Below are 21,808 nucleotides of genomic sequence, written 5' to 3'. Positions count from 1 at the left end.
GAGCGCATGTCGGGCCCGGCGCCGTCCCGCTGGTTCCTCGTCCCCGCACTGTGGCGGGGCACGACCCTGGTGGCGTGCCTCACCGGCCTGCTGACGGCGCCGTGGGGTCTGCCCTTCCTGTCCACCCAGACCAACCTGCTGGTGCTCGGCTACCTCGCGTACGCCCTGCCGTGGTCGGTCCGCAGGCGCACCTCGCACGCACCGGCGCCCCTGCTGCGCGGCGGGGTCACCACGGCGATCCTGCTGGTGGGCGTCATCTCGCACTGGATGTTCGCCGGCGGTGAGCTGCCGTTCGCCGGGCTGGTCGTCGCCGACCCGGAGCAGGCGCTGCTCAACTGGTCCGCCTTCCTCATCCACTGGGTGGTGCCGGGCTGCATGCTCATCGACTGGGTCGCCTTCGGGCCGCACCGTCAGGTCGCGTGGCACCACGCCGTGTGGTGGATCGCCTACCCGATCGCGTACGCCCTGGTGACCCTGCTCCGCTCGGTGGTCTTCCCGCCGGTCTTCGCCCGCTATCCGGTCGACCTCTTCGACCCGCGGGTCGCCGGGTGGGGCGGGGTCGTCCTCGGGCTGCTGCCCCTCGTGGCCCTCACCCTCGCGCTGGCCGCGGTCGTGTGGGGGCTCGACTGGCTGGCCGGCACGCGCACGCGCGACAGGGATCTCGCCACCCGCTGATGTGGCACCCTGGCCGCCGTGAGCACCGCAGAGCACGACCGGCTGGCCGACTCCGACGACTCGCGCGCCGCCTGGCGTCGCTGGGGGCCTTATGTCTCGGCCCGCCAGTGGGGCACCGTGCGGGAGGACTACAGCGCGGACGGCGACGCGTGGGCCCACCTGCCGTTCGACCACGCCCACCTCCGCGCCTACCGCTGGGGCGAGGACGGTCTGGCCGGGCTGTGCGACGTCGACGGCTTCCTCAACCTCGGCCTGGCGCTGTGGAACGGACGCGACGACCGGCTCAAGGAGCGGCTCTTCGGGCTCACCAACCCGCAGGGCAACCACGGCGAGGACGTCAAGGAGTACTGGTGGGCGCTCGAGGGGACCCCCACGCACAGCTACGCGACGTGGCTCTACCGCTACCCGCAGGCGGCCTTCCCGTACGACGAGCTGGTCCGGGTGAACGGCGAGCGTGGCGTCGACGACGAGGAGTACGAGCTCAGTGACACCGGGGTGCTCGCCGAGGACCGGTTCTTCGACGTCCGGGTCACCCACGCCAAGGCCAGCCCCAGCGACGTCTGCGTCGAGATCACCGCCACCAACCACGGCCCCGAGGCGGCGCCGCTGCACCTCGTGCCGCAGCTGTGGTTCCGCAACACGTGGAGCTGGGGGCTGGACGACCGGCGTCCGCGCCTGTGGGCCGGCGACAGCGGCGAGGGGTATGCCGAGGTGCTGGCGCAGCACCGCGTGCTGGGGCGGCTGCAGCTCACCGGTGAGGGCGGCCGTGGATCGTCGGCCGAGGGGGTGGCGCCGACCCTGCTCTTCTGCGACAACGAGACCAACGCCGCCACCCTCTACGGCGCGCAGGCCGTGGCCGAGGGCGCGAGCGCATACCCCAAGGACGCGGTGGACCGGGCGGTCGTCCACGCGCAGCCGGACGCGTGCAACCCCGAGCGCACCGGCACCAAGGTGGGCCTGTGGTGGGACCTCGGCGAGGTCGGCCCGGGCGAGAGCGTGACCGTCCGGGTGCGCCTCACGGACCTGGACGGCAGCCCCTCACCCGCCGCCTCCTTCGACGACGTGCTCGCCGTGCGGTCCCGCGAGTGCGAGGAGTTCTACGCCACGGTGATCCCCGAGGACACCAGCGAGCAGGACGCGCTCATCGCCCGGCGGGCGTTCGCCGGGCTGCAGTGGGGCAAGCAGCTCTACCTCTACGACATCCCGCGCTGGATCGAGGGCGACCCGGGTCAGCCGCCACCGCCGCCGGAGCGGCACACCCGGCAGACCGGGCGCAACACCCGCTGGCGGCACGTCAACCTGGCCGAGGTCATCTCGATGCCGGACGAGTGGGAGTACCCCTGGTTCGCCACGTGGGACCTCGCCTTCCACTGCGTCGCGATCGCCCATGTCGACCCGTACTTCGCCAAGTGGCAGCTGCTGCTCATGTGCCGCGAGTGGGTGATGAACCCGAACGGCCAGCTCGCGGCCTACGAGTGGAACTTCTCCGACGTCAACCCACCGGTGCACCCGTGGGCCGCCTGGCAGGTCTACGCCATCGACGGGGGCCGCGACCGCGACTTCCTGCAGCGGATCGTGCTCAAGATGCTGCTCAACTTCCCGTGGTGGGTGAACCGCAAGGACTCCGAGGGGTCCAACGTCTTCGAGGGCGGCTTCCTCGGGATGGACAACGTCGGGCTCTTCGACCGCAGCGAGGCGCTGCCCGGCGGGCAGCGGCTGGAGCAGGCCGACGCGACCGCCTGGATGGGGATGTTCTGCCTCAAGATGCTGCGGATGTCGGCGGAGCTGGCGCGGGAGGACAAGGCCTGGGACGAGGTGTCGACGAAGTTCCTCGTGCACTTCCTGTCGATCGCGGAGGCGCTGGACGACTTCGGCACGCACCACACCTCCCTCTGGGACGGCGAGGACGAGTTCTTCCACGACGTCCTGGTGGGGGAGGACGGCACGGCGCACCGGATGCCGGTGCGGTCCATGGTCGGTCTGCTCCCGCTCACCGGGATCTCGATCGTCCCGAACTGGGTGGCGGGCGAGCTGCCCGACCTCACCGACTTCTTCCAGGGGTGGACCGAGCGTCGGCCCGAGCTGGCCGACGCGCTGATCCACACCAACCACCGGGGGCATGCCCTGCGCACCCTCTCGCTGGTCTCCCGCGACCAGTGGCAGGCGCTGCTGCGGCCGCTGCTGGACGAGGGCGAGTTCCTGAGCCCGCACGGGATCCGGTCGCTGTCGGCGGCGCACCGGGACGGGGTGGAGGTCGAGGTCGAGGGTGCCCGCCTGTCGCTGCGCTACGTGCCGGGCGAGTCCGACTCGGGGATGTTCGGCGGGAACTCGAACTGGCGCGGGCCGGTCTGGCTGCCGGTCAACGCGCTGCTGCTGGACGCGCTGCGGATCTACGGCCGGGGCGCCGGGGTCGGGATCGAGGTGGAGTACCCCACCGGCTCGGGCCGCACCCTGGGTATGGAGCAGGTGGCCCACGAGGTCGAGGAGCGTCTGGTGTCGCTCTTCCGCCCGGGGCCGGACGGGCGGCGGCCGAGCACCCCCCGGCACCACCCCGCCGGTCCGCTCTGGGACGCCCACCCGACCTTCAGCGAGTACTTCCACGGCGACGACGGCCGCGGTCTCGGCGCCTCGCACCAGACCGGCTGGACCGCGCTGGTGGCGCACTTCATCTGCGCGCCGGACGGCATACCGAACCGCTGAGCCGTCGTCGGTGGACGGTGCCGGAACTCGACCGTGCTTCTGCGCGCCATGGCAGCGTTTCGAGAGGTCGAGAAAGTGCGGTCAGCGGAAGCGGTCGGCGGCCTCCTGGACCCGGGCCACGTGCGCCGGCCAGTGGTAGCCGGGGTCCAGGTTGAGGTTCTCCTCGCGCATACCGACGCGGCCGTCGAGGCCCTCGCGGAGGATGTCCGCGTGGCCGGCGTGCCGCGTCACGTCCGTCAGCACGTGCACCAGCACGGTGTGCAGCGTCGGGTGCCGCCGGTCCTCCGGCCACCAGGACACGGTGCCGGTCGTCCCCAGGTCGGTCGCCGTGACGGTCTCGTCCGCCCAGTCCCAGGCGCGCTGCGCGAAGGCCAGGATCTCCGGCATGGACGCCGTCGGGTCCGGCACGAGGTCGACGTTGGGGTCGGTCGCCGGGTCGTCCCAGTCCCAGGGCTCCGGCTCGGGGAAGGGCCGTCCGAAGCACTCGCCGAAGTAGCCCGACTCGACCCACGCGAGGTGGGTGACCAGACCCAGCAGGCTCGTCCCGGTCGAGGTCAGCGGGCGCCGCGCGTCGTACTCGCTCAGCCCGTCGAGCTTCCAGAGCAGCCCCGCGTGCCCGGCCCGGAAGTATCGCTGCAGCGTCTCCTTGGGATCCTCCATGCGTCGACCATAGCCCCCGGCCGGGCCCGCTGGCTGCACGTTTTCGACCGCTGGAGTCGTCGCCATGGCGAACATTCGAGAGGTCGAATTCCTGCAGGGGGCGGGCAAGGGCGCGGGCAGGGGTGGGGCTACTGTGGCTCCATGGCCCGGGTGACCCAGCGGCGGCGCGTCCGCCGGCTCAGCGCCGACGGGGCGACGCGTGACCGGGCCGACGTGCTGGCGGGGGAGGAGCCGCTGGAGATCCGGATCGGCGGGCGGTCCTTCTCGGTGACGATGCGCACCCCCGGGGACGACTTCGACCTGGTGGTGGGCTTCCTCCACGGCGAGGGCATCGTGACCAGCTGGGACGACGTCGCGCAGATCGACTACCGCTCCGGCATCGGCGCCGACGGGATGCGCGACTACAACGTCGTGGACGTGCGGCTCGCCGACGGCGTGCCGCCGCCGGACCCGTCGCTGGAGCGGCACGTCTACACCTCCTCCTCGTGCGGGGTGTGCGGCACCGCGTCGATCGAGTCGGTGCGGCGCACCGGGACGCACGACCTGCGGGCCGACACGACGGCATACCCGCTCGCGGAGCTGCTCGGGCTGCCGGACCGGCTGCGGGAGGCGCAGGCGGTCTTCGACCGGACCGGCGGGGTGCACGCGGCCGGCCTGTTCACGCCGGGGGAGGACGGGCGCGGCCTCGAGCTCGCCTGCCTGCGCGAGGACGTGGGGCGCCACAACGCGGTGGACAAGGTGGTCGGCTGGGCACTGCGCAAGCGAGGTATGCCGCTCCCCGGCTCGGTGATCCAGGTGTCCGGGCGGGCGTCCTTCGAGCTGGTGCAGAAGGCGGCGCTCGCGGGCATACCGCTGCTGTCCGCGGTCTCGGCTCCGTCGTCGCTGGCCGTGGAGCTCGCCGAGGACCTGGGCATGACGCTCGTCGGGTTCAACCGCGGCGAGTCGCTCAACGTCTACACCGGTGGGGAGCGGGTGGGCGGTCCCGGCTGAGCCTGTGGACGGCCGCGTCGGACGTCGGAGGGAGCGCATACCCTGGCCCCATGGCAGCGACCGCGGAGCTCGACGACCTCGTCGCGGCCGCCGTCGGCGGGGTCGGGGGGACCGACCGACCGGGGCAGCTGCAGATGGCCCGGGCCGTGGAGCGCGCGGTCGAGCGCGAGGAGCACCTGCTGGTCCAGGCGGGCACCGGCACCGGCAAGTCCCTCGCCTACCTGGTGCCGGCGATCGCGCACGCGGTGCGCACCGGCAAGCCCGCGGTCGTCGCCACCGCGACGCTGGCGCTGCAGGCGCAGATCGTCGATCGCGACCTGCCCCGGATCGCCGAGGCGCTCGAGCCGCTGCTCGGCCGCCGACCGACGTTCGGCCTGGTCAAGGGGCGCGCCAACTACCTCTGCCAGCACAAGCTGGTCGGCGGCTTCCCGGACGACGACGAAGACGCCCTGCTGGCCATGGGGCAGGTCGACCGGGACCGGTCGCGGCTGGGCGACGAGGTGACCCGGCTGCGCGAGTGGGCCGAGGTCACCGAGTCGGGCGACCGGGACGAGCTGGTGCCCGGGGTCACGAACCGCGCCTGGCGGCAGGTGTCCGTCTCCGCCCACGAGTGCCTGGGCAGCCGCTGCCCGGTCGTCGCGGAGTGCTTCGTGGAGCGCTCGCGGGCGGCCGCGGGGGAGGTCGACGTCATCGTCACCAACCACAGCTTCATGGCCATCGACGCCGTGGAGGGTCGCTTCATGCTGCCCGAGCACGACCTCCTGGTCATCGACGAGGCGCACGAGCTCACCGACCGCATCACCTCGACCATCACCGACGAGCTCACCCCCTCCTCGGTGTCGGTGGCGGCGAGGCGGGCCGGCAAGAGCGACGCCGCCGAACGGCTGGCGGAGACGACCGACCTGCTCGAGGCGGCGCTGGGCGAGCTGCCCGAGGGCAAGCTGGGTCAGCTCCCCGAGCGACTGGTCACCGCACTGCAGCTGGTCCGCGACGCCGCGCGCGCGACGCTGTCCGAGATCAGGCCGGAGAAGGGTGCCGAGCCGGACGGGGCCAAGCAGGTCGCGCTCGCCGCGGTCCAGGACGTCTTCGACACCAGCGAGCGGGTGCTCGGCGAGGCCGAGCTCGACGTCGTCTGGATCAGCCAGGACCAGCGGCGGGGCAGCGTGCTGCGGGTGGCGCCGATGAGCGTGGCGATGATGGTGCGCGACAAGATCTTCGAGGACCGCACCGTGGTCCTCACCTCGGCCACCCTGGAGCTCGGTGGGACCTTCGACGCCGTCGCCGGCACCATCGGGCTGCGCGGCACGGGCGCACCCGCCTGGGAGGGCCTCGACGTCGGCTCGCCCTTCGACTACCCGGCCCAGGCCATCGCCTACGTCGCCGCCCACCTGCCGCCGCCGGGCCGGGACGGCGCGGGAGCGGTCGTCTTCGACGAGATCGAGGAGCTCGTGCGGGCCGCCGGGGGGCGGACGCTGGGGCTGTTCAGCTCCCGACGGGCCGCGGAGGCGGCCGCCGAGGAGATGCGCGCCCGGCTGGCCGACACCGGCATCACCGTCCGGTGCCAGGGCGAGGACCAGCTGCCCACGCTCGTGCGGGAGTTCGCCGGCGAGGCCAGCACGTGCCTGTTCGGGACGCTGTCGCTCTGGCAGGGCGTGGACGTGCCGGGGTCCGCCTGCCAGCTGGTCATCGTCGACCGCATCCCCTTCCCCCGCCCGGACGACCCGCTGACGTCGGCGCGCACCGAGGCGATCGGGCGGATGGGCGGCAACGGCTTCATGGCGGTGTCCGCCACGCACGCGGCGCTGCGGCTGGCGCAGGGGGCCGGGAGGCTGATCCGGCGCGGTGACGACCGTGGTGTGGTCGCCTTCCTCGACTCGCGGATGATGACGGCGCGGTATGCCGGGTTCCTCCAGCGCTCGCTGCCGCCGTTCTGGCCGACGACGGACACGACGCTGGTGCTGGGGGCGCTGCGGCGGCTCGACGAGACGGCGCCCGACCCGGTCCCGGTGGCCGAGCCGGGCGCGCGTGGGCTGGGCGGTGCGCCGCTGGTCACGGCCGGGGCCGTGCCGGTGGCACGCTCCCCGCGCACCGCGGTGACCGGCGGTCACGCCTGGTCGCAGGAGCAGGACGAGGAGCTGCGCGACGGCGTCGAGGCCGGCGTCGAGCTCACCGAGCTGGCCGAGCACCTCGACCTGGCTCTCGACCTGGTCACCGCCCGGGTCAACCAGCTCGGGCTCGAGCTGCCGGCGTGAGGCGCGGGCGTTGTCGTCCCCGCGTGGCAGGCTGGGGGGCATGAGCGGCGAGCAGGCAGGCGACTGCGACGAGACGGGGGTCGCGGTGTGGCACCTGGCCGAGCGGGACGCCTGGGAGGCCGCGCTGACCAGCGGCCGCTACGACCGGTCCACGCGGGGCGGGTCCCTGGCCGAGGTCGGCTTCGTCCACGCCAGCCGTCCCGACCAGCTGCCCGCGGTGGCCCGCGCCCTCTACGCCGGGGCGGAGGAGGAGCTGGTCGTGCTCGAGATCGACCCGGCGGTGCTCGCCGACCACGGCGTCGAGGTCAGGGTGGAGCCGGGCGACCCGTCCGACCCCGACTCCGAGCACTTCCCGCACCTCTACGGCGCCGTCCCGGTGGCGGCGGTCGCCCGCTTGCGCCCCGCCCGGGTGGACCGGGGCTGGCTTGAGCTCGGCCCCTGGGAGCCGGTCGGGGCGGGGAGCGGCCGATGAGCGCGGCGGTCCCGACGCTGGTGCTGGTGACCGGGCCCGAGGAGCTGCGGGCCGAGCGGGCGGTCGACTCGGTGGTCGAGGCCGTGCGCACGAGTGACGCCGACGCCGAGGTGGTGCACGTGCACACCGAGAGCTACCAGCCCGGTGAGCTGATGGTGCACACCAGCCCGAGCCTGTTCGGCGGCTGGACGGTCCTGGTCGTGCACGACCTGGACGAGGCCGACGACGCCCTCGTCGAGGACCTGTCCGGCTACCTGGACCAGCCCGCCGACGGGGTCACACTCGTCGTGCTGCACAAGTCCGGCAACCGCGGCAAGCGGGTGCTGGACGCGCTCAAGAAGAGCGGCGCCCGCGTCATCGAGGCCAAGGCGGTCAAGACCGAGCGGGACAAGCACGACTTCGTCACCGAGGAGTTCCGCAGCGCGCGGCGCAAGATCGCCGCCGATGCGGTGGGGGCGCTCGTGCTGGCCGTGGGGAAGGACCTGCGCGAGCTCGCGTCCGCCTGCGAGCAGCTCATCCGTGACGTCGAGGGTCTGGTCGAGACCGAGGACGTCACCACCTACTACGGCGAGAAGGTCGAGACCACCGGCTTCCGGGTCGCGGAGGCGGCGCTGGGCGGCGACGAGGCGCGGGCGATGGCGCTGCTGCGGCACGCCATGCTGGGCGGGCTCGACCCGGTCCCCATCGTCGCCGTGCTGGCGATGCAGCTGCGCCAGGTCGGCAAGGTCGCCACGGCCGGTCGCGGGTCGTCGGCGCAGCTGGCGCGCGACCTCGGCATGGCGCCCTGGCAGGTGGACGCGGCACGGCGGGCCAGCCAGGGCTGGGACGGCCAGCGGCTGGGCGCGGCGATCCAGGCCGTGGCGCAGGCCGACGTCGACGTCAAGGGCGGGGTGCGGACCGAGGTCGCGGTGCGCAGCCCGGAGTATGCCGTCGAGCGGGCGGTCCTGACCGTCTGCCGGCTCGCGCAGGGCGACGGCCGCCCCTGAGGTCCGGCCGACCGTCACGGGACGCGCGGCACCCACTGGCACGGCGCGGCGGCGCTGGGCAGGATAGGGGGGCATGGAGCGGCCACCGGGCTACGTCACCGGCGTCCAGCAGGCGCGGGCACGGTATGCCGCGCTGCCCGCAGGCCGGCCCGTGCGGCTGGCCAAGCGCACCAGCAACCTCTTCCGAGTGCGCAGCGGGGACGCCTCCCGGCTGGATCTCGGCGCCTTCCAGGACGTCGTCGCCGTGGACGAGCAGGAGCGGACCGCTCTCGTCGGGGGCCTGTGCACCTACGAACGGCTGGTCGAGGAGCTGCTGCCGCGCGGGTGGATGCCCCGGGTCGTGCCGCAGCTGCGCACGATCACGACCGGCGGTGCGCTGGTCGGCCTCGGCATCGAGTCGACCTCCTTCCGCCACGGCCTCCCGCACGAGTCGGTGCGTGAGGTCGACGTCCTCACCGGCACCGGCGAGGTGGTCACCGCCCGCCCCCAGGGTGAGCACGCCGACCTCTTCCGTACCCTCCCGAACTCCTACGGCACCTTCGGCTACTGCCTCGGTCTGACGGTCGAGCTGGAGCCGGCCCCGTCCATGGTGCTGCTCCGGCACGAGCGGTTCACCGACATCGGCGCCGCGATGGAGGCCGTCGGCGAGATCATGGCCACAGGCGCCCGCGCGGGGGAGCCGGTGGCCTTCCTCGACGGGATCGTCTTCTCCGGCACGGAGACCTACCTGACGCTCGGCCGCCCGGTCGAGGCCGAGGAGGTCAGGTGTGCCGGGCACGGCTCGCCCAGCGACTACACCGGAGCGCAGATCTACTACCGCTCGGTGCAGCACCGACGGCACGACCTGCTGCGCGCCGAGGACTACCTGTGGCGCTGGGACACCGACTGGTTCTGGTGCTCGCGGGCCTTCGGGGCGCAGCACCCCACGGTCCGCCGGCTCTGGCCGGCGCGCTGGCGACGCAGCGACGTCTACTGGCGCCTCGTCGGCGTGGAGCAGCGGTATGCCCCGCAGGCCCGCCTGCGGCGACTGCGCGGCCTGCCCGACCAGGAGCGGGTCGTGCAGGACGTCGAGATCCCGCTGGAGCGGACCGCGGAGTTCCTCCGGTGGTTCCTCGACACCGTCCCGATCGCGCCGCTCTGGCTGTGCCCGGTCCGGCTGCGCGACACCTCGGCCGCACGCCCCTGGCCGCTCTACCCGATGGAGGCCGGCCGGGACTACGTCAACGTCGGCTTCTGGTCGGCGGTCGACATCGCCCCCGGCGGCCGGGACGGCGACGTCAACCGGGCCATCGAGCACAAGGTCACCGAGCTCGGCGGGCACAAGGGGCTCTACTCCACCGCGACCTACGACCGGGCGAGTTTCGAGCAGCTCTACGGCGGAGCGGTTTACGCCGAGGTCAAGGCTCGCTACGACCCGGACGGACGGCTCCCGTCCCTCTACGACAAGGCGGTGGGGTCACGATGAGCTCCCTCTCCGGCGCCCAGATCTTCGACGCCCTGGTCGGGCCGGTGGACGGCCTGGCCGTCGCGGCGTGGGACGGCTCCCGCGGCGGCGACCCGCAGGGCCGGGTGCTCCACCTGAACTCGCGCCGGGCCCTGGAGCACCTGGTCACCTCGCCCAGCAGCGAGCTCGGCCTGGCCCGGGCCTACCTCACCGGCGACCTGCGCATCGAGGGCATGGTCGAGGGTGATCCCTATCCGGAGATGGTGCTGCTGCGGGATCTGGTCACGACCAAGCGGCGCTCGCCGGCCGAGCTGCCGCACCTGGCCTCCGCCCTCGCGCAGCTGCGCCCCCGCCCGCCCGCGCTGCCCCCGGAGGAGACCCCCACCCGCGTCCGCCGCCTGGCCGAAGGGCTCCGGCACGGTCGCCGGAGGGACGCCGCCGCCATCGCCCACCACTACGACGTCTCGAACCGGTTCTACGAGCTGGTGCTCGGCCCGTCGATGACCTACACGTGCGCGGCATACCCCGACGGGGAGGCGACCCTGGAGGAGGCGCAGGCGCACAAGCACGACCTGGTCTGCCGCAAGCTGGGGCTGCGCCCGGGGATGCGGCTGCTCGACGTCGGCTGCGGCTGGGGCCAGCTGGTCCGGCACGCGGTGGAGCACTACGGCGTGACCGCGCTCGGTGTGACGCTCTCCCGGCAGCAGGCCGCCTGGGGGCAGGAGATGGTGGGACGCGCGGGGCTGGCCGGCCGCGCCGAGATCCGGCACGGCGACTACCGCGACGTCACCGAGCGGGGCTTCGACGCGATCAGCTCCATCGGGTTGACCGAGCACATCGGGGTGCGCCGCTACCCCGCGTACTTCGCCTTCCTGCGCGACCGGCTGCGCGACGAGGGCCGGCTGCTCAACCACTGCATCACCTGGGCGGACAACCAGCGGGCGCCGATGGCCAGGCAGGCCTTCGTCGAGCGCTACGTCTTTCCCGACGGCGAGCTCGCGGGGTCGGGCACGATCGTCACCCGGATCGAGGACGCCGGGATGGAGGTCCGTCACCAGGAGAACCTGCGCGAGCACTACGCCCGGACCTGCGCCGCCTGGTGCGCGAACCTCACGGAGCACTGGGACGAGTGCGTCGCGGAGGCGGGCCTGGGGCGCGCGCGGGTCTGGGGGCTCTACCTCGCCGGGTCGCGGATGAACTTCGAACGGCGAGGGATGGAGCTGCACCAGGTGCTCGCCGTCCGGACCAGCGACCGGGGGACCTCGGGGATGGGACTGCGCCGGGTGCAGGTCTGAGGCCCTGGCCCGTGGGCGACGACTTGGGACCTGACGGCACCCGCTGCTAGCCTTGCCCTTTGCGTGCGCGCATGGTCGTGCGCGTTCGTCGATCTCTCGTGGACCTCGCGCGAGATCACGCACCATCCCGTGCACCGGACATCGCCAGGCATCCCCACGCCAGTTCGCCGGAGCACGGGCGTCGCCCTCACGACACCAGACCAACGACTGACCAGGAAGTTCTCAGTGGCAAACATCAAGAGCCAGATCAAGCGCGTCAAGACCAACGCCGCGCGCACCGAGCGCAACCGCGCCTACAAGTCGGAGCTGCGCACCTTCATCCGCCGCTTCCGCGAGGCGGCGGACAGCGGGGAGACCAGCAAGGCGTCCGACGCGCTGCAGGCGGCGTCGCGCAAGCTGGACAAGGCGGTCTCCAAGGGCGTCATCCACAAGAACCAGGCCGCCAACAAGAAGTCGGCCATGGCCAAGCGCTTCAACGCGCTCGGCGGCTGAGCGCACTCCTCCGCCGCGAGCACCCGGGCGTCCACCCTCGAGGGGGTGGGCGCCCGCTGCGCTACCATGGGCCGCACCATGGCGACCCGCTGCGAGCTCCTCCTTACCGGGCCGCGCTAGCAGACCGCATACCTGCAGCGCGGCCAGCCCCTCCTGCGTGAGGGGCTTTCGTCTGCACACGGCACCGCACCCGCAGCGAGAACGAGACGAGAGACAGGCATGAGCGAGCGCATCCCGCAGCACCGCTACACCGCCGAGCTGGCCGGCCAGATCGAGCGCCGGTGGCAGGAGCGGTGGGAGGCCGAGGACACCTTCGCCTCGGCCAACCCGGCCGGCCCCTGGGCGTCCCCGGACGACCCGCGCCTGGCCGACGGGCGCGATCACCGGGTCGTGATGGACATGTTCCCCTACCCCTCGGGCGCCGGGATGCACGTCGGGCACCCGCTCGGCTACGTCTCCACCGACGTCTACGCCCGCTACCTGCGCACCGCCGGCACCAACGTCATGTATGCCATGGGCTTCGACGCCTTCGGCCTGCCGGCCGAGCACTACGCGGTGCAGACCGGTCAGCACCCGCGCGTCACCACCGAGGCCGCGATGGCGACCTACCGCCGCCAGATGCGGATGATCGGGCTGTCGCACGAACCGCGCCGCACCTTCGCCACCATCGACCCGGACTACGTCCGGTGGACCCAGTGGATCTTCCAGCGCATCTACGACGCGTGGTACGACCCGGACGCGCCGCCCCGTGAGGGCTCCGGTCAGGCCGGACCCGGGCGGGCTCGCCCGATCAGCGACCTGGTCGGCCAGTTCAGCGCGGGGGAGCGCCCCACGCCCGACGGACGGCCGTGGGCCGAGCTGTCCCGCGTCGAGCGGGCACGCGTCCTGGACGGCTACCGGCTGGCCTACGTCTCCGCGGCCCCGGTGAACTGGTGCCCGGGTCTGGGCACCGTCCTGGCCAACGAGGAGGTCACCGCCGACGGCAAGTCCGAGCGGGGCGACTTCCCGGTCTTCAAGCGCAACCTGTCCCAGTGGATGATGCGGATCACCGCGTATGCCGACCGGCTCACCGACGACCTGGACCGGCTGGACTGGCCGGAGCGGGTGCGGCTGATGCAGCGCAACTGGATCGGCCGCTCGACCGGCGCCGAGGTCGACTTCCCGGTCGCGACCGTCGCCGGCGACGCGGCGCAGATCGAGGTCTTCACGACGCGGCCGGACACGGTGTTCGGCGCGACCTTCATGGTGGTGGCCCCGGAGCACCCGGTGGTCGACCAGATCGTGCCCGACGCCTGGCCGGAGGGCACCCAGGAGGCGTGGAAGGGGACCGGCGAGGCCCGGGCGACCCCGCGCGAGGCGGTGCAGGCATACCAGCGGGAGGCGGCGACCAAGAGCGACGTCGAGCGCCAGAAAGAGACCGTCGAGGGCTCCGCCAAGTCCGGCGTCTTCACCGGGGCGTACGCGACCAACCCGGTGACCGGTGCGCCGGTCCCGGTGTTCGTCGCCGACTACGTGCTCATGGGTTACGGCACCGGCGCGATCATGGCGGTGCCCGGTCAGGACCAGCGCGACTGGGACTTCGCGACCGCCTTCGGGCTGCCGGTCGTGCGCACCGTGCAGCCGACCCCGGACCACCCCGAGGACCAGGCCTTCACCGGTGAGGGCGTGGCGATCAACTCGGCGAACGACCAGGTCAGCCTGGACGGGCTGGGTGTCGCCGAGGCCAAGGAGCGGATCATCGCCTGGCTGGAGCAGACCGGGCGCGGCCGGTCGACGGTGACCTACCGGCTGCGTGACTGGCTGTTCAGCCGGCAGCGCTACTGGGGAGAGCCCTTCCCCGTCGTGTGGGACGAGGACGGCGTCGCCCACCCGGTGCCGGACGACCAGCTGCCGGTGACCCTGCCAGACGTCCCCGACTACACACCTCGGACCTTCGACCCGCAGGACGCCGCGAGCGAGCCGGAGGCACCGCTGGCCCGGGCGGAGGAGTGGGTGGAGACCACGATGGACCTGGGCGACGGGCGCGGTCCGGTGCCGGTCCGTCGCGAGACCAACACGATGCCGAACTGGGCCGGCTCCTGCTGGTACTACCTGCGCTACCTGGACCCGGACAACACCCGGGTGCCGGTCGACCCGGCGGTGGAGGAGTACTGGATCGGGCCGCGGCGCGAGACCGTGCCCGGAGCTCCCGAGGGTGCCGTCGACCCCGGGGGCGTCGACCTCTACGTCGGCGGCGTCGAGCACGCCGTCCTGCACCTGCTGTATGCGCGGTTCTGGCACAAGGTGCTCTTCGACCTGGGCCACGTCACCAGCGAGGAGCCGTTCCGACGGCTGATCAACCAGGGCATGATCGAGGCCTACGTCTACCGCGACGAGCGGGGCTTCCCGGTGCCCGCCGCGGAGGTGGAGGAGCACCCGTCCGCCGACGGGGGAGCACCGGCGTACACCTGGAACGGCGCGCCGGTCACCCAGGAGCAGGGCAAGATGGGCAAGTCGCTCAAGAACGTCGTGACCCCGGACGACATGGTCGACCAGTACGGCGCGGACACCTTCCGGGTCTACGAGATGAGCATGGGCCCGCTGGAGCAGTACCGCCCGTGGGAGACCCGGGCCGTGGTCGGGAGCCAGCGCTTCCTGCAGCGGCTGTGGCGCAACGTCGTCGACGAGGACACCGGCGCGGTGACCGTCGTGGACGAGGAGCTGACGCCCGAGCTGAGCAAGGCGCTGCACCGGACCATCGACGCGGTCGGGACCGACTACGCGGCGCTGCGCACCAACACCGCGATCGCCCGGATGATCGAGCTGAACAACCTGCTGACCAAGCTGGACGCCGTGCCGCGCGCCGCGGTCGAGCCGTTGGTGCAGATGGTGGGGCCGGTCGCGCCGCACCTGGCCGCCGAGCTGTGGGAGCGGCTCGGGCACGAGGACCTGACCTACACGCCCTTCCCGCAGGCCGACCCGGCCCAGCTGGTGGAGGACGCCGTGACCGCCGTCGTGCAGGTCAAGGGCAAGGTGCGGGACCGGTTGGAGGTGCCGGCCGACATCGCCGAGGCCGATCTCGAGGCCCTGGCGCTGGGCAGCGAGAAGGTGCAGCGGTTCATCGACGGCGCGCCGGTGCGCAAGGTGATCGTCCGCGCGCCGAGCCTGGTCAACATCGTCGTCTGAGTGCCCTTCCCGATGGACGTCGCCCTCCTCACCGACAGCTCGAGCTGCCTGCTCCCGCAGGGCATCCACGGCCTGGCCGTGCTGCCGCTGCACGTCCAGGTCAGCGGTCGCCGGGGTGACTCGCGCGAGGTGACGCACGCCGAGGTCGTCGAGGTGATGCGCGCGGGGCGGGAGCGGATCTCGACGAGCAGGGTCTCCCCGGGCGAGTTCGCCAGCGGCTACCGCGACCTCGTCGAGGGCACGGGCTGTCGGCACATCGTCTCGGTGCACCTGTCCGGGGCGCTGAGCGGGACTGTCGAGGCCGCCCGGCTCGCGGCGGACGAGGTGGCCGGTGAGGTCCAGGTCACCGTCGTCGACTCCCGCACCGTGGGGCTGGCTCTCGGCTGGGCGGTGCTGGACGCCGCCGAGCTGGCGAGCACAGGGGCAGGGGTCGACGAGGTCGAGCAGCTGGTGCGGGAGCGGCTGGCCTCGGGACACGCGTGGTTCTACGTCGACAGCCTGGAGCACCTGCGGCGAGGCGGTCGGCTGGGCCGGTCGCAGGCGGTCCTCGGGTCGGCGCTGGCGATCAAGCCGCTGCTCGCGGTGGGCGACGGCGAGGTGGTGCTCGCCGAGCGGGTCCGGACCCGGGGGAAGGCCCTGGCCCGCCTGGTCGACCTGGTCGACCGGGCCGCCGGGGACGCGCGCGGGCGCGGTGCCGAGCCACGGCTGGCCGTGCACGAGCTGGACGCCGAGGAGGCGGCGGCGCAGCTGGCCGACCGGCTGCACGACCGGGTCGGCGTGCAGCCCTGGGTGCGGCCCCTCGACCCCAGCATCGGCGTGCACACCGGCCCGGGGACGTTGGGCGTCGTGGTGGCCGACGGCGGCTGAGCGCGCAGCACGGCACCGTCCGTCGTCCACACCCCTGCGGCGAGGGGTCGAGGCGTCCACAGATCCCTGCGCACCCCTGTCGTCCCCTCGCTCGCCCGTGCCAGCGTGCGTCCATGGGGGGAGACGAGCTGCACACCGGCAGGCACCGGTCCGGTCGGGCACCGACCAGGCCGGGTGGGGACGAGCCCGCCGGGGCCACCGGCACGGGGCCGCCGGACCGGCCGGACGACGACGAGGACCTGCTGCGACGCCTGGTGTCGGTCCCCGGCACGGGCCGGGTCGCCGAGATCGGGGTGGGTGCCCGCGCGGTCGGTGGACTGATCCTGGTGGTGGCCGTGGTGCTCACGGTCCTGGGCGGCCGGTGGTGGTGGGTGGAGCAACGGGCGACCGCCGTCCCGACGGCGCAGGGTTGGGTGGAGGACGGCACCCCGGCTGCGGGAGGTGACGGGGTAGCGAGCACGGAGGCCGCAGCCTCGGTGGATCCGGGCCCCGTGCCGACGACGGACGTCGCGCCCCAGCCGACCGGGCCGCTCCTCGTGCACGTCGTCGGCCGGGTCGCCGCCCCGGGAGTCGTGGAGCTGCCTCCGGGCGCGCGCGTGGTGGACGCGGTGGACGCCGCGGGCGGTCTCACCCGGGAGGCCGACCCCGGCTCGGTCAACATGGCGCGGGCGGTCGTGGACGGGGAGCAGGTCTGGGTCGGCGCACCCGGTGAGGAGCCGCCGGCCGGGTGGGTGGCCGGAGCCGCCGGCGACGGCGCGGTCGGTGGGGCGTCCGGCGCGAGCGGTGCGGCCGAGGACGGCCCGGTCCAGCTGCTGGACCTCAACTCCGCGACTGGCCCGGAGCTGGAGGAGCTCCCCGGGATCGGGCCGGTGACGGCGGGCCACATCCTCGACTGGCGCGAGCAGCACGGCAGGTTCGCCACCGTGGAGGAGCTGATGGAGGTGAGCGGCATCGGGGAGCGCACGCTGGAGCAGCTGGAGCCGCTGGTCAGCGTCGGGCGGTGAGCGCGGCGGGGGAGGCACCGCACGACCTGCGCCTGCTGCTGCCGGCCCTGACCGGGTGGGCGGCCCTCGTCGCGGTGCTGCCGCATCCGGGATGGGTCTCCGGCACGGTCTGCGTGCTGGCGCTGCTGCTCGCAGTCACCGGTCTCCCCTCGCGGCCGCGACGCGCCGGGGGACTCCGGGGGCAGGTGGCGCTGGCGGCTGCCGCCACCGGGCTCGTGACCGGCGCCGCGGCGCTGCACCTGGCGGTGGCGACCGCGGGGCCGGTGCCGGGGTGGGCACGGGAGGGCGCCGTCACCGAGGCCCGGCTGCTGGTTACCACCGAGCCGCGCGTCGTGGCGCGTGGCGACGACCGGGCGTCCCTGGTGGTGCTGGAGGCGCGCGTGCAGCGAGCCGTCTCCCGTGGCCGGGTGAGCCACCCACGGACCCCCGTCCTGGTGCTGGCCACGGCCGGGGACGACTGGGAGCAGGTGGGGTGGCGCAGCGAGGTCCAGGTGAGCGGCAGGTGGCGCCAGGGCGATCCGGGAGAGCGGACGGTCGCCGTGCTGGTGCCACGAGGTCCGCCGGTGACCGTGAGCGAGCCCGCCGCCCTGCTCCGCGGCGTCGACCACGTGCGCGACCGCTTCCGCCGGGCCGTCGACCCGCTGCCCGCCGACGCCCGGGGCCTGGTCCCCGGTCTGGTCATCGGCGACACCTCGCTCACCCCGGAGGACCTCACCCAGGCGATGCGCGACACGGGGATGACCCACCTGAGCGCGGTCAGCGGCAGCAACGTGGCGATCGTGGTCGGTGGCATCGCGCTGCTCGCGGCGCGGGTAGGGCTGCCGCGCCGGTGGCGGCTCCCGGTGGTGCTCACCGGGCTCGTCGGATTCGTCCTGCTCTGCCGTCCCGAGCCCTCGGTGCTGCGCGCCGGCGTGATGGGTGCGGTCGGTCTGCTCGCGCTCAGCCGTGGTCGACGGCGCGCCAGCCTGCCCACGCTCGGTGCGGCCGTCCTCGGTCTGCTCTGCCTCGACCCCTGGCTCGCCCGGTCCCACGGGTTCGCGCTGTCGACGCTGGCGACCCTCGGTCTGGTGCTCTGGGCCCGGCCCTGGGGGCTGGCGATGGCGGCACGGGTGCCGCGGTGGGCCGGGCTCGCCGCCCGCGCGACGGCGGTGCCGCTCGCGGCGCAGGTCATCTGCGCCCCGGTCATCGTGCTGCTGCAGGGCGAGGTCACCACGGTGGCCGTGCTCGCCAACCTGCTCGCCGCACCCCTGGTGCCGCCCACCACCGTCCTCGGGGTGGTCGCCGCCCTGGCGGCACCGGTGTCGGTCACGGTGGCGGGGGTCGTCGCGTGGGCGGCGGCCCTGCCCGCGTGGGTCATCGCCCAGGTGGCGCGGACGTGCGCCCGCCTGCCCTGGGGCAGCATCGAGTGGTGGGACGGTGCGCCCGGCGCCTGGGCCCTGGCGGCGGTGACCCTGCTGGCGCTGCTCACCGGTCGCTGGTGGCTGGGGCTGATGCTGCGCCACCGGTGGTGGTGCGGCGCGGGTGCGTGCGCCCTCGTGGCCTGCCTCGCCCCGCTGCCGGGGCTGCGCGGCTGGCCACCACCCGGCTGGGTGGTGGCGGGCTGCGACGTCGGTCAGGGCGACGCCTTCGTGGTCGCTACCGGACCGGGGAGGGCGATGCTGGTCGACACCGGCCCCGACCCGGCAGCGGTCTCGACCTGTCTGCGGGACCTGGGGGTGCGCCGGATCGACCTGCTCGTCCTGACCCACTTCCACACCGACCACGTCGCGGGGCTGTCCGGAGTGCTGCGCGTCGCCCGGGTGGAGGAGGTGCTGGTCACCCCGGTGGAGGATCCGCCGGCGGTCGCCGCGGCGACCCTGGGGCTGCTGGCGGCGGAGGGCATACCCGTCGAGCGCGCCGCGGCCGGACAGCGCCGGGAGCTGGGCGAGGTCGGGGTGACCGTCGTCTGGCCCGGGCCGTCACCGCCCGTCGCGGCGTCCGCCGCCAACAACGCCAGCGTCGTGCTGGACGTCACCGCCTCCGGGGTGCGGGTGCTGATGACCGGGGACCTGGAGCCGGAGAGCGCGCGGCAGGTGCGCGCCACGACCGCCGGCCGCGACTACGACGTGCTCAAGGTCGCCCACCACGGGTCGGCCGCCCAGGACGAGCGGCTGGTCCTGGCGGCCGACCCGGAGATCGCGCTGATCGGGGTGGGGGCCGACAACGACTTCGGCCACCCGAGCCCCGCCGCACTGGGGCTGCTCCAGCGGGCGGGTGCCGTGGTGCTCCGCACCGACCTGCACGGCGACGTCGCGGTGGTGCGGGACGAGCGAGGACGGCTGGTGCCGCACGCCCGTGAGTGACGCGGCGGCGGCTCAGGTCGCCTCGCGCTGCGCGGAGCCTCGGCGCCGGGTGCCGCTCCGGCAGGGAAACGGTCAGGTGGCGGCGCTGACGTGCGCGCACGGCGAGCCGCCCAGCTCGCGGGCACTCTCGCAGAGCGCGTCCAGGATGGCCGCCACCGCCGGCACCCGCTGCAGGTCGGGTGTGGTCACCACCTGGACCGTCCGCCGCGACGGCGGCGACACCGGGCGGATGACGACGTCGGGGTGCGACACGGTGGAGAGGATCAGCTGCGGCACCAGGGCCACCCCGAGGCCGGCCGCGACCAGTCCGAGCACCGCCACGTAGTCCTCGGTCTCGAAGGTCACGTCCGGGTCGAAGCCGGCCTCGTGGGCCAGCGTGAGCAGGTGTCCGCGGCAGCGCGGGCAGCCGGCGATCCAGCGGTCCGCGGAGAGGTCGGCGAGGTCCACCTCGTCCTGCCCGGCCCGCTCGTGGTCGCGCGGGAGGACGAGCATGACCGGGTCGTCGAGCACGTCCATGACGACCAGACCGTCCAGGTCGTCCTCGCCGCGGCCGGCGTCGGTGCCGTCGTAGGCGAAGGCCACCGCCAGGTCCACCGCCCCGGCACGGACGGCCGCCAGCGACTCCGGCGGCTCGGCCTCGCTGAACTGGACGGTCACCGCCGGGTGGCTGCGGCGCAGCTGGGCCAGGGCGCGCGGCACGAGGGTCGCCGACGAGGACGGGAAGGCCATCAGCCGCACCCGCCCGGCCTTGAGCCCGGCGATCGCGATGACCTCCGCCTCCGCCTCGTCGATGCGGTCCAGGATCTCCGCGGCCCGCTCGGCGAGCAGGTTGCCGGCCTCGGTGAGCCGCACGGTCCGCCCGATCCGCTCGACCAGGGCGGTACCCGCGCGTTGCTCGAGGCGGCGGACCATCTGGGACACCGCGGGCTGGGTGTAGCCGAGGGCGTTCGCGGCGGCCGTGAACGATCCTTCCTCGGCGATGGCGCGCATCACGCGCAGCCCTGCGGCGTCGAACATGCCCCGATGATAGTGGCCGGGCCGTTCGTCATCTCCTCGACGCCGACACCCGGACCGCCGTTCACACCCGCGTCACCCACGCCCGCTCTGCTGGTCCCGTGCTCCCCACGCACCTGCACCAGCACCCGGAACCACCACCGGGGGACCCGGCGCTCGCCCAGCTGGAGGCGGCCCGGGCCACCGCGCACCACGGCCCGTCGGCCCGCCGTCCGAGGCAGGGGAACGCCCTGTGCCTGTCCGGGGGCGGCTTCCGCGCGGCGCTGTTCCACCTCGGCGCGGTGCGGCGGCTGAACGAGCTGGGCATCCTGTCCTCGCTCCGCACCATCAGCGCGGTCTCCGGCGGGGCCGTGCTGGCCAACCTGCTGCTGCACCCCGAGCTGGAGTGGCCGGACCCGCGGGCCGGTGGTGACCGGCGGGTCGGGGGCTTCGACGAGCTGGTCGCGGAGCCGCTGCTGGAGCTCACCCGCCGCAACCTGCGGACGCCAGCACTCCTGTCGCGAGTGCGCCCGAGCGGGTGGGGGCGGCCGGACGCGAGCGTGCAGGTGCTGGCGGACGAGCTCGAGCGGTCGATCCCGTGGTGGGGCACCGACCTGCGCGAGCACCGGCGGTCGCACGGACCGGTGGTGCTCACCGGGGCGACGGAGGTCGGCTACGGGGTGTCCTGGCTCTTCGCCGACCCGCACTCCGTCGGGCCCCGCGGGCGGATCGGCGACCACCGCCTGGGGTATGCCGCCCCGCCACCCGGTCTGCGCCTGGTGGACGCGGTCGCGGCCTCCTGCGCCTACCCGCCCTTCTTCGCCCCGCTCGAGCTGGACGGCGCCACCCTGGGCCTGGCCGGTGGGGTCCCGGACCCGGACGAGGCGCCGGAGGTCCGGGAGGCGATCGCCCGGCGGATCCAGCTGGTGGACGGTGGTGTCTACGACAACCTGGCGCTGGAGCCGGTCTGGACCGACCACGCGACCGTCCTGGTCAGCGACGGCGGCGCCGTCTTCCGGGGCCGGCCGGCCGGGTCGGTGCTGTCCCGCCTGTGGCGGTTGCTCTCGATCGCCTCCAGCGGTGGTCAGACGGCTCGGCTGCGGTGGCTCCGGGCCAGCTTCTCCGCCGGCGTCCTGGGTGGGGCGACCTGGTCCCTGGAGTCGCCGGGCGACCTCGCCGGGCTCCCGGGGCCGGACCTGGTGCCGACCACGGCGGACGGGTATGCCCCCGAGGTGGTGGGCGCCATCCACCGGGTCCGCACCGACCTGGACGCGTTCACACCCGGCGAGCAGATGGTCCTGGGCCGGCACGGCTACCTGGTGGCCGACGCCTCCGTGCGCCGGCACAGCCCGGAGTCGGTGCTCGTCGACGCGCCCGCCCGACCGCCACATCCGCAGGTCGCCGACGGCCAGGACGTGATCGCCGCACTGCGGGCCTCGGCGCGGGTCACCGCCCTGGGCCGGCGCTGACC

General features: G+C 74.1%; 16 protein-coding genes. 14 read left to right on the top strand and 2 right to left on the bottom strand.

The window, feature by feature from the left end:
- Window positions 1–6: 6 nt before the first annotated feature.
- Window positions 7–675 carry a Pr6Pr family membrane protein gene (locus FXF60_RS05510; protein WP_151524267.1) on the top strand — a complete coding sequence of 223 codons (669 nt, stop codon included), beginning with the start codon at window positions 7–9 and terminating at the stop codon, window positions 673–675.
- A gap of 18 nt (window positions 676–693) precedes the next feature.
- Window positions 694–3,375, top strand: a complete 2,682-nt coding sequence (locus tag FXF60_RS05505) for an MGH1-like glycoside hydrolase domain-containing protein (RefSeq protein WP_151524265.1) — start codon at window positions 694–696, stop codon at window positions 3,373–3,375.
- An 81-nt stretch (window positions 3,376–3,456) separates the two neighbouring features.
- On the opposite strand, the gene FXF60_RS05500 is transcribed toward FXF60_RS05505, so the two are convergent.
- Window positions 3,457–4,035, bottom strand: a complete 579-nt coding sequence (locus tag FXF60_RS05500) for a DinB family protein (protein WP_151524263.1) — start codon at window positions 4,033–4,035, stop codon at window positions 3,457–3,459.
- A gap of 141 nt (window positions 4,036–4,176) precedes the next feature.
- Between FXF60_RS05500 and fdhD the strand changes: the two genes are divergently transcribed.
- The 11 genes from fdhD (at window position 4,177) to FXF60_RS05445 (ending at window position 19,344) form a co-directional block, all read left to right on the top strand.
- Window positions 4,177–5,025, top strand: a complete 849-nt coding sequence (gene fdhD, locus FXF60_RS05495) for a formate dehydrogenase accessory sulfurtransferase FdhD (protein WP_151524261.1) — start codon at window positions 4,177–4,179, stop codon at window positions 5,023–5,025.
- A 50-nt stretch (window positions 5,026–5,075) separates the two neighbouring features.
- Window positions 5,076–7,277 (top strand): ATP-dependent DNA helicase, encoded by a 2,202-nt coding sequence (locus FXF60_RS05490; RefSeq protein ID WP_151524259.1) that lies wholly within the window; start codon window positions 5,076–5,078, stop codon window positions 7,275–7,277.
- A gap of 40 nt (window positions 7,278–7,317) precedes the next feature.
- Window positions 7,318–7,749, top strand: coding sequence for a DUF952 domain-containing protein (locus FXF60_RS05485; protein ID WP_151524258.1), 432 nt, complete (start codon window positions 7,318–7,320; stop codon window positions 7,747–7,749).
- Entirely contained in the window at window positions 7,746–8,735 is a 990-nt protein-coding gene (gene holA / locus FXF60_RS05480; protein WP_151524256.1) for a DNA polymerase III subunit delta, read from the top strand. The genes FXF60_RS05485 and holA overlap by 4 nt, the downstream gene beginning before the upstream one ends.
- 73 nt (window positions 8,736–8,808) lie before the next feature.
- Window positions 8,809–10,200: an FAD-binding oxidoreductase gene (locus FXF60_RS05475; protein ID WP_151524254.1), complete on the top strand. Its 1,392-nt coding sequence runs from the start codon at window positions 8,809–8,811 to the stop codon at window positions 10,198–10,200.
- On the top strand, window positions 10,197–11,474 hold the full coding sequence (locus tag FXF60_RS05470; protein WP_151524252.1) for a class I SAM-dependent methyltransferase: 1,278 nt from the start codon (window positions 10,197–10,199) through the stop codon (window positions 11,472–11,474). Before FXF60_RS05475 ends, FXF60_RS05470 begins: the two co-directional genes overlap by 4 nt.
- A gap of 225 nt (window positions 11,475–11,699) precedes the next feature.
- Window positions 11,700–11,966, top strand: a complete 267-nt coding sequence (rpsT, locus tag FXF60_RS05465; protein WP_151524250.1) for a 30S ribosomal protein S20 — start codon at window positions 11,700–11,702, stop codon at window positions 11,964–11,966.
- 219 nt (window positions 11,967–12,185) lie between these two features.
- Complete coding sequence (gene leuS / locus FXF60_RS05460) at window positions 12,186–15,131, top strand: leucine--tRNA ligase (protein WP_151524248.1); 2,946 nt, start codon at window positions 12,186–12,188, stop codon at window positions 15,129–15,131.
- Window positions 15,132–15,998: a DegV family protein gene (locus tag FXF60_RS05455; protein ID WP_202879565.1), complete on the top strand. Its 867-nt coding sequence runs from the start codon at window positions 15,132–15,134 to the stop codon at window positions 15,996–15,998. It begins immediately after the preceding gene.
- A 113-nt stretch (window positions 15,999–16,111) separates the two neighbouring features.
- Window positions 16,112–17,002: a helix-hairpin-helix domain-containing protein gene (locus FXF60_RS05450; RefSeq protein WP_151524246.1), complete on the top strand. Its 891-nt coding sequence runs from the start codon at window positions 16,112–16,114 to the stop codon at window positions 17,000–17,002.
- On the top strand, window positions 16,999–19,344 hold the full coding sequence (locus FXF60_RS05445; RefSeq protein WP_151524244.1) for a ComEC/Rec2 family competence protein: 2,346 nt from the start codon (window positions 16,999–17,001) through the stop codon (window positions 19,342–19,344). The genes FXF60_RS05450 and FXF60_RS05445 overlap by 4 nt, the downstream gene beginning before the upstream one ends.
- 72 nt (window positions 19,345–19,416) lie before the next feature.
- Here FXF60_RS05445 and FXF60_RS05440 read toward each other — a convergent pair whose 3' ends face one another.
- On the bottom strand, window positions 19,417–20,361 hold the full coding sequence (locus tag FXF60_RS05440; protein ID WP_151524242.1) for a LysR family transcriptional regulator: 945 nt from the start codon (window positions 20,359–20,361) through the stop codon (window positions 19,417–19,419).
- Window positions 20,362–20,459: 98 nt separating this feature from the next.
- Between FXF60_RS05440 and FXF60_RS05435 the strand changes: the two genes are divergently transcribed.
- Window positions 20,460–21,806 (top strand): patatin-like phospholipase family protein, encoded by a 1,347-nt coding sequence (locus FXF60_RS05435; RefSeq protein ID WP_238335719.1) that lies wholly within the window; start codon window positions 20,460–20,462, stop codon window positions 21,804–21,806.
- Window positions 21,807–21,808: the final 2 nt, after the last annotated feature.

This window comes from Serinicoccus kebangsaanensis, assembly GCF_008919445.1.
In the GTDB taxonomy this organism is placed as follows: Bacteria; Actinomycetota; Actinomycetes; order Actinomycetales; family Dermatophilaceae; genus Ornithinicoccus; species Ornithinicoccus kebangsaanensis.
The sequence above is the reverse complement of the archived record's forward strand: the minus strand, read 5'-3'. Positions and strand labels throughout refer to the sequence as shown.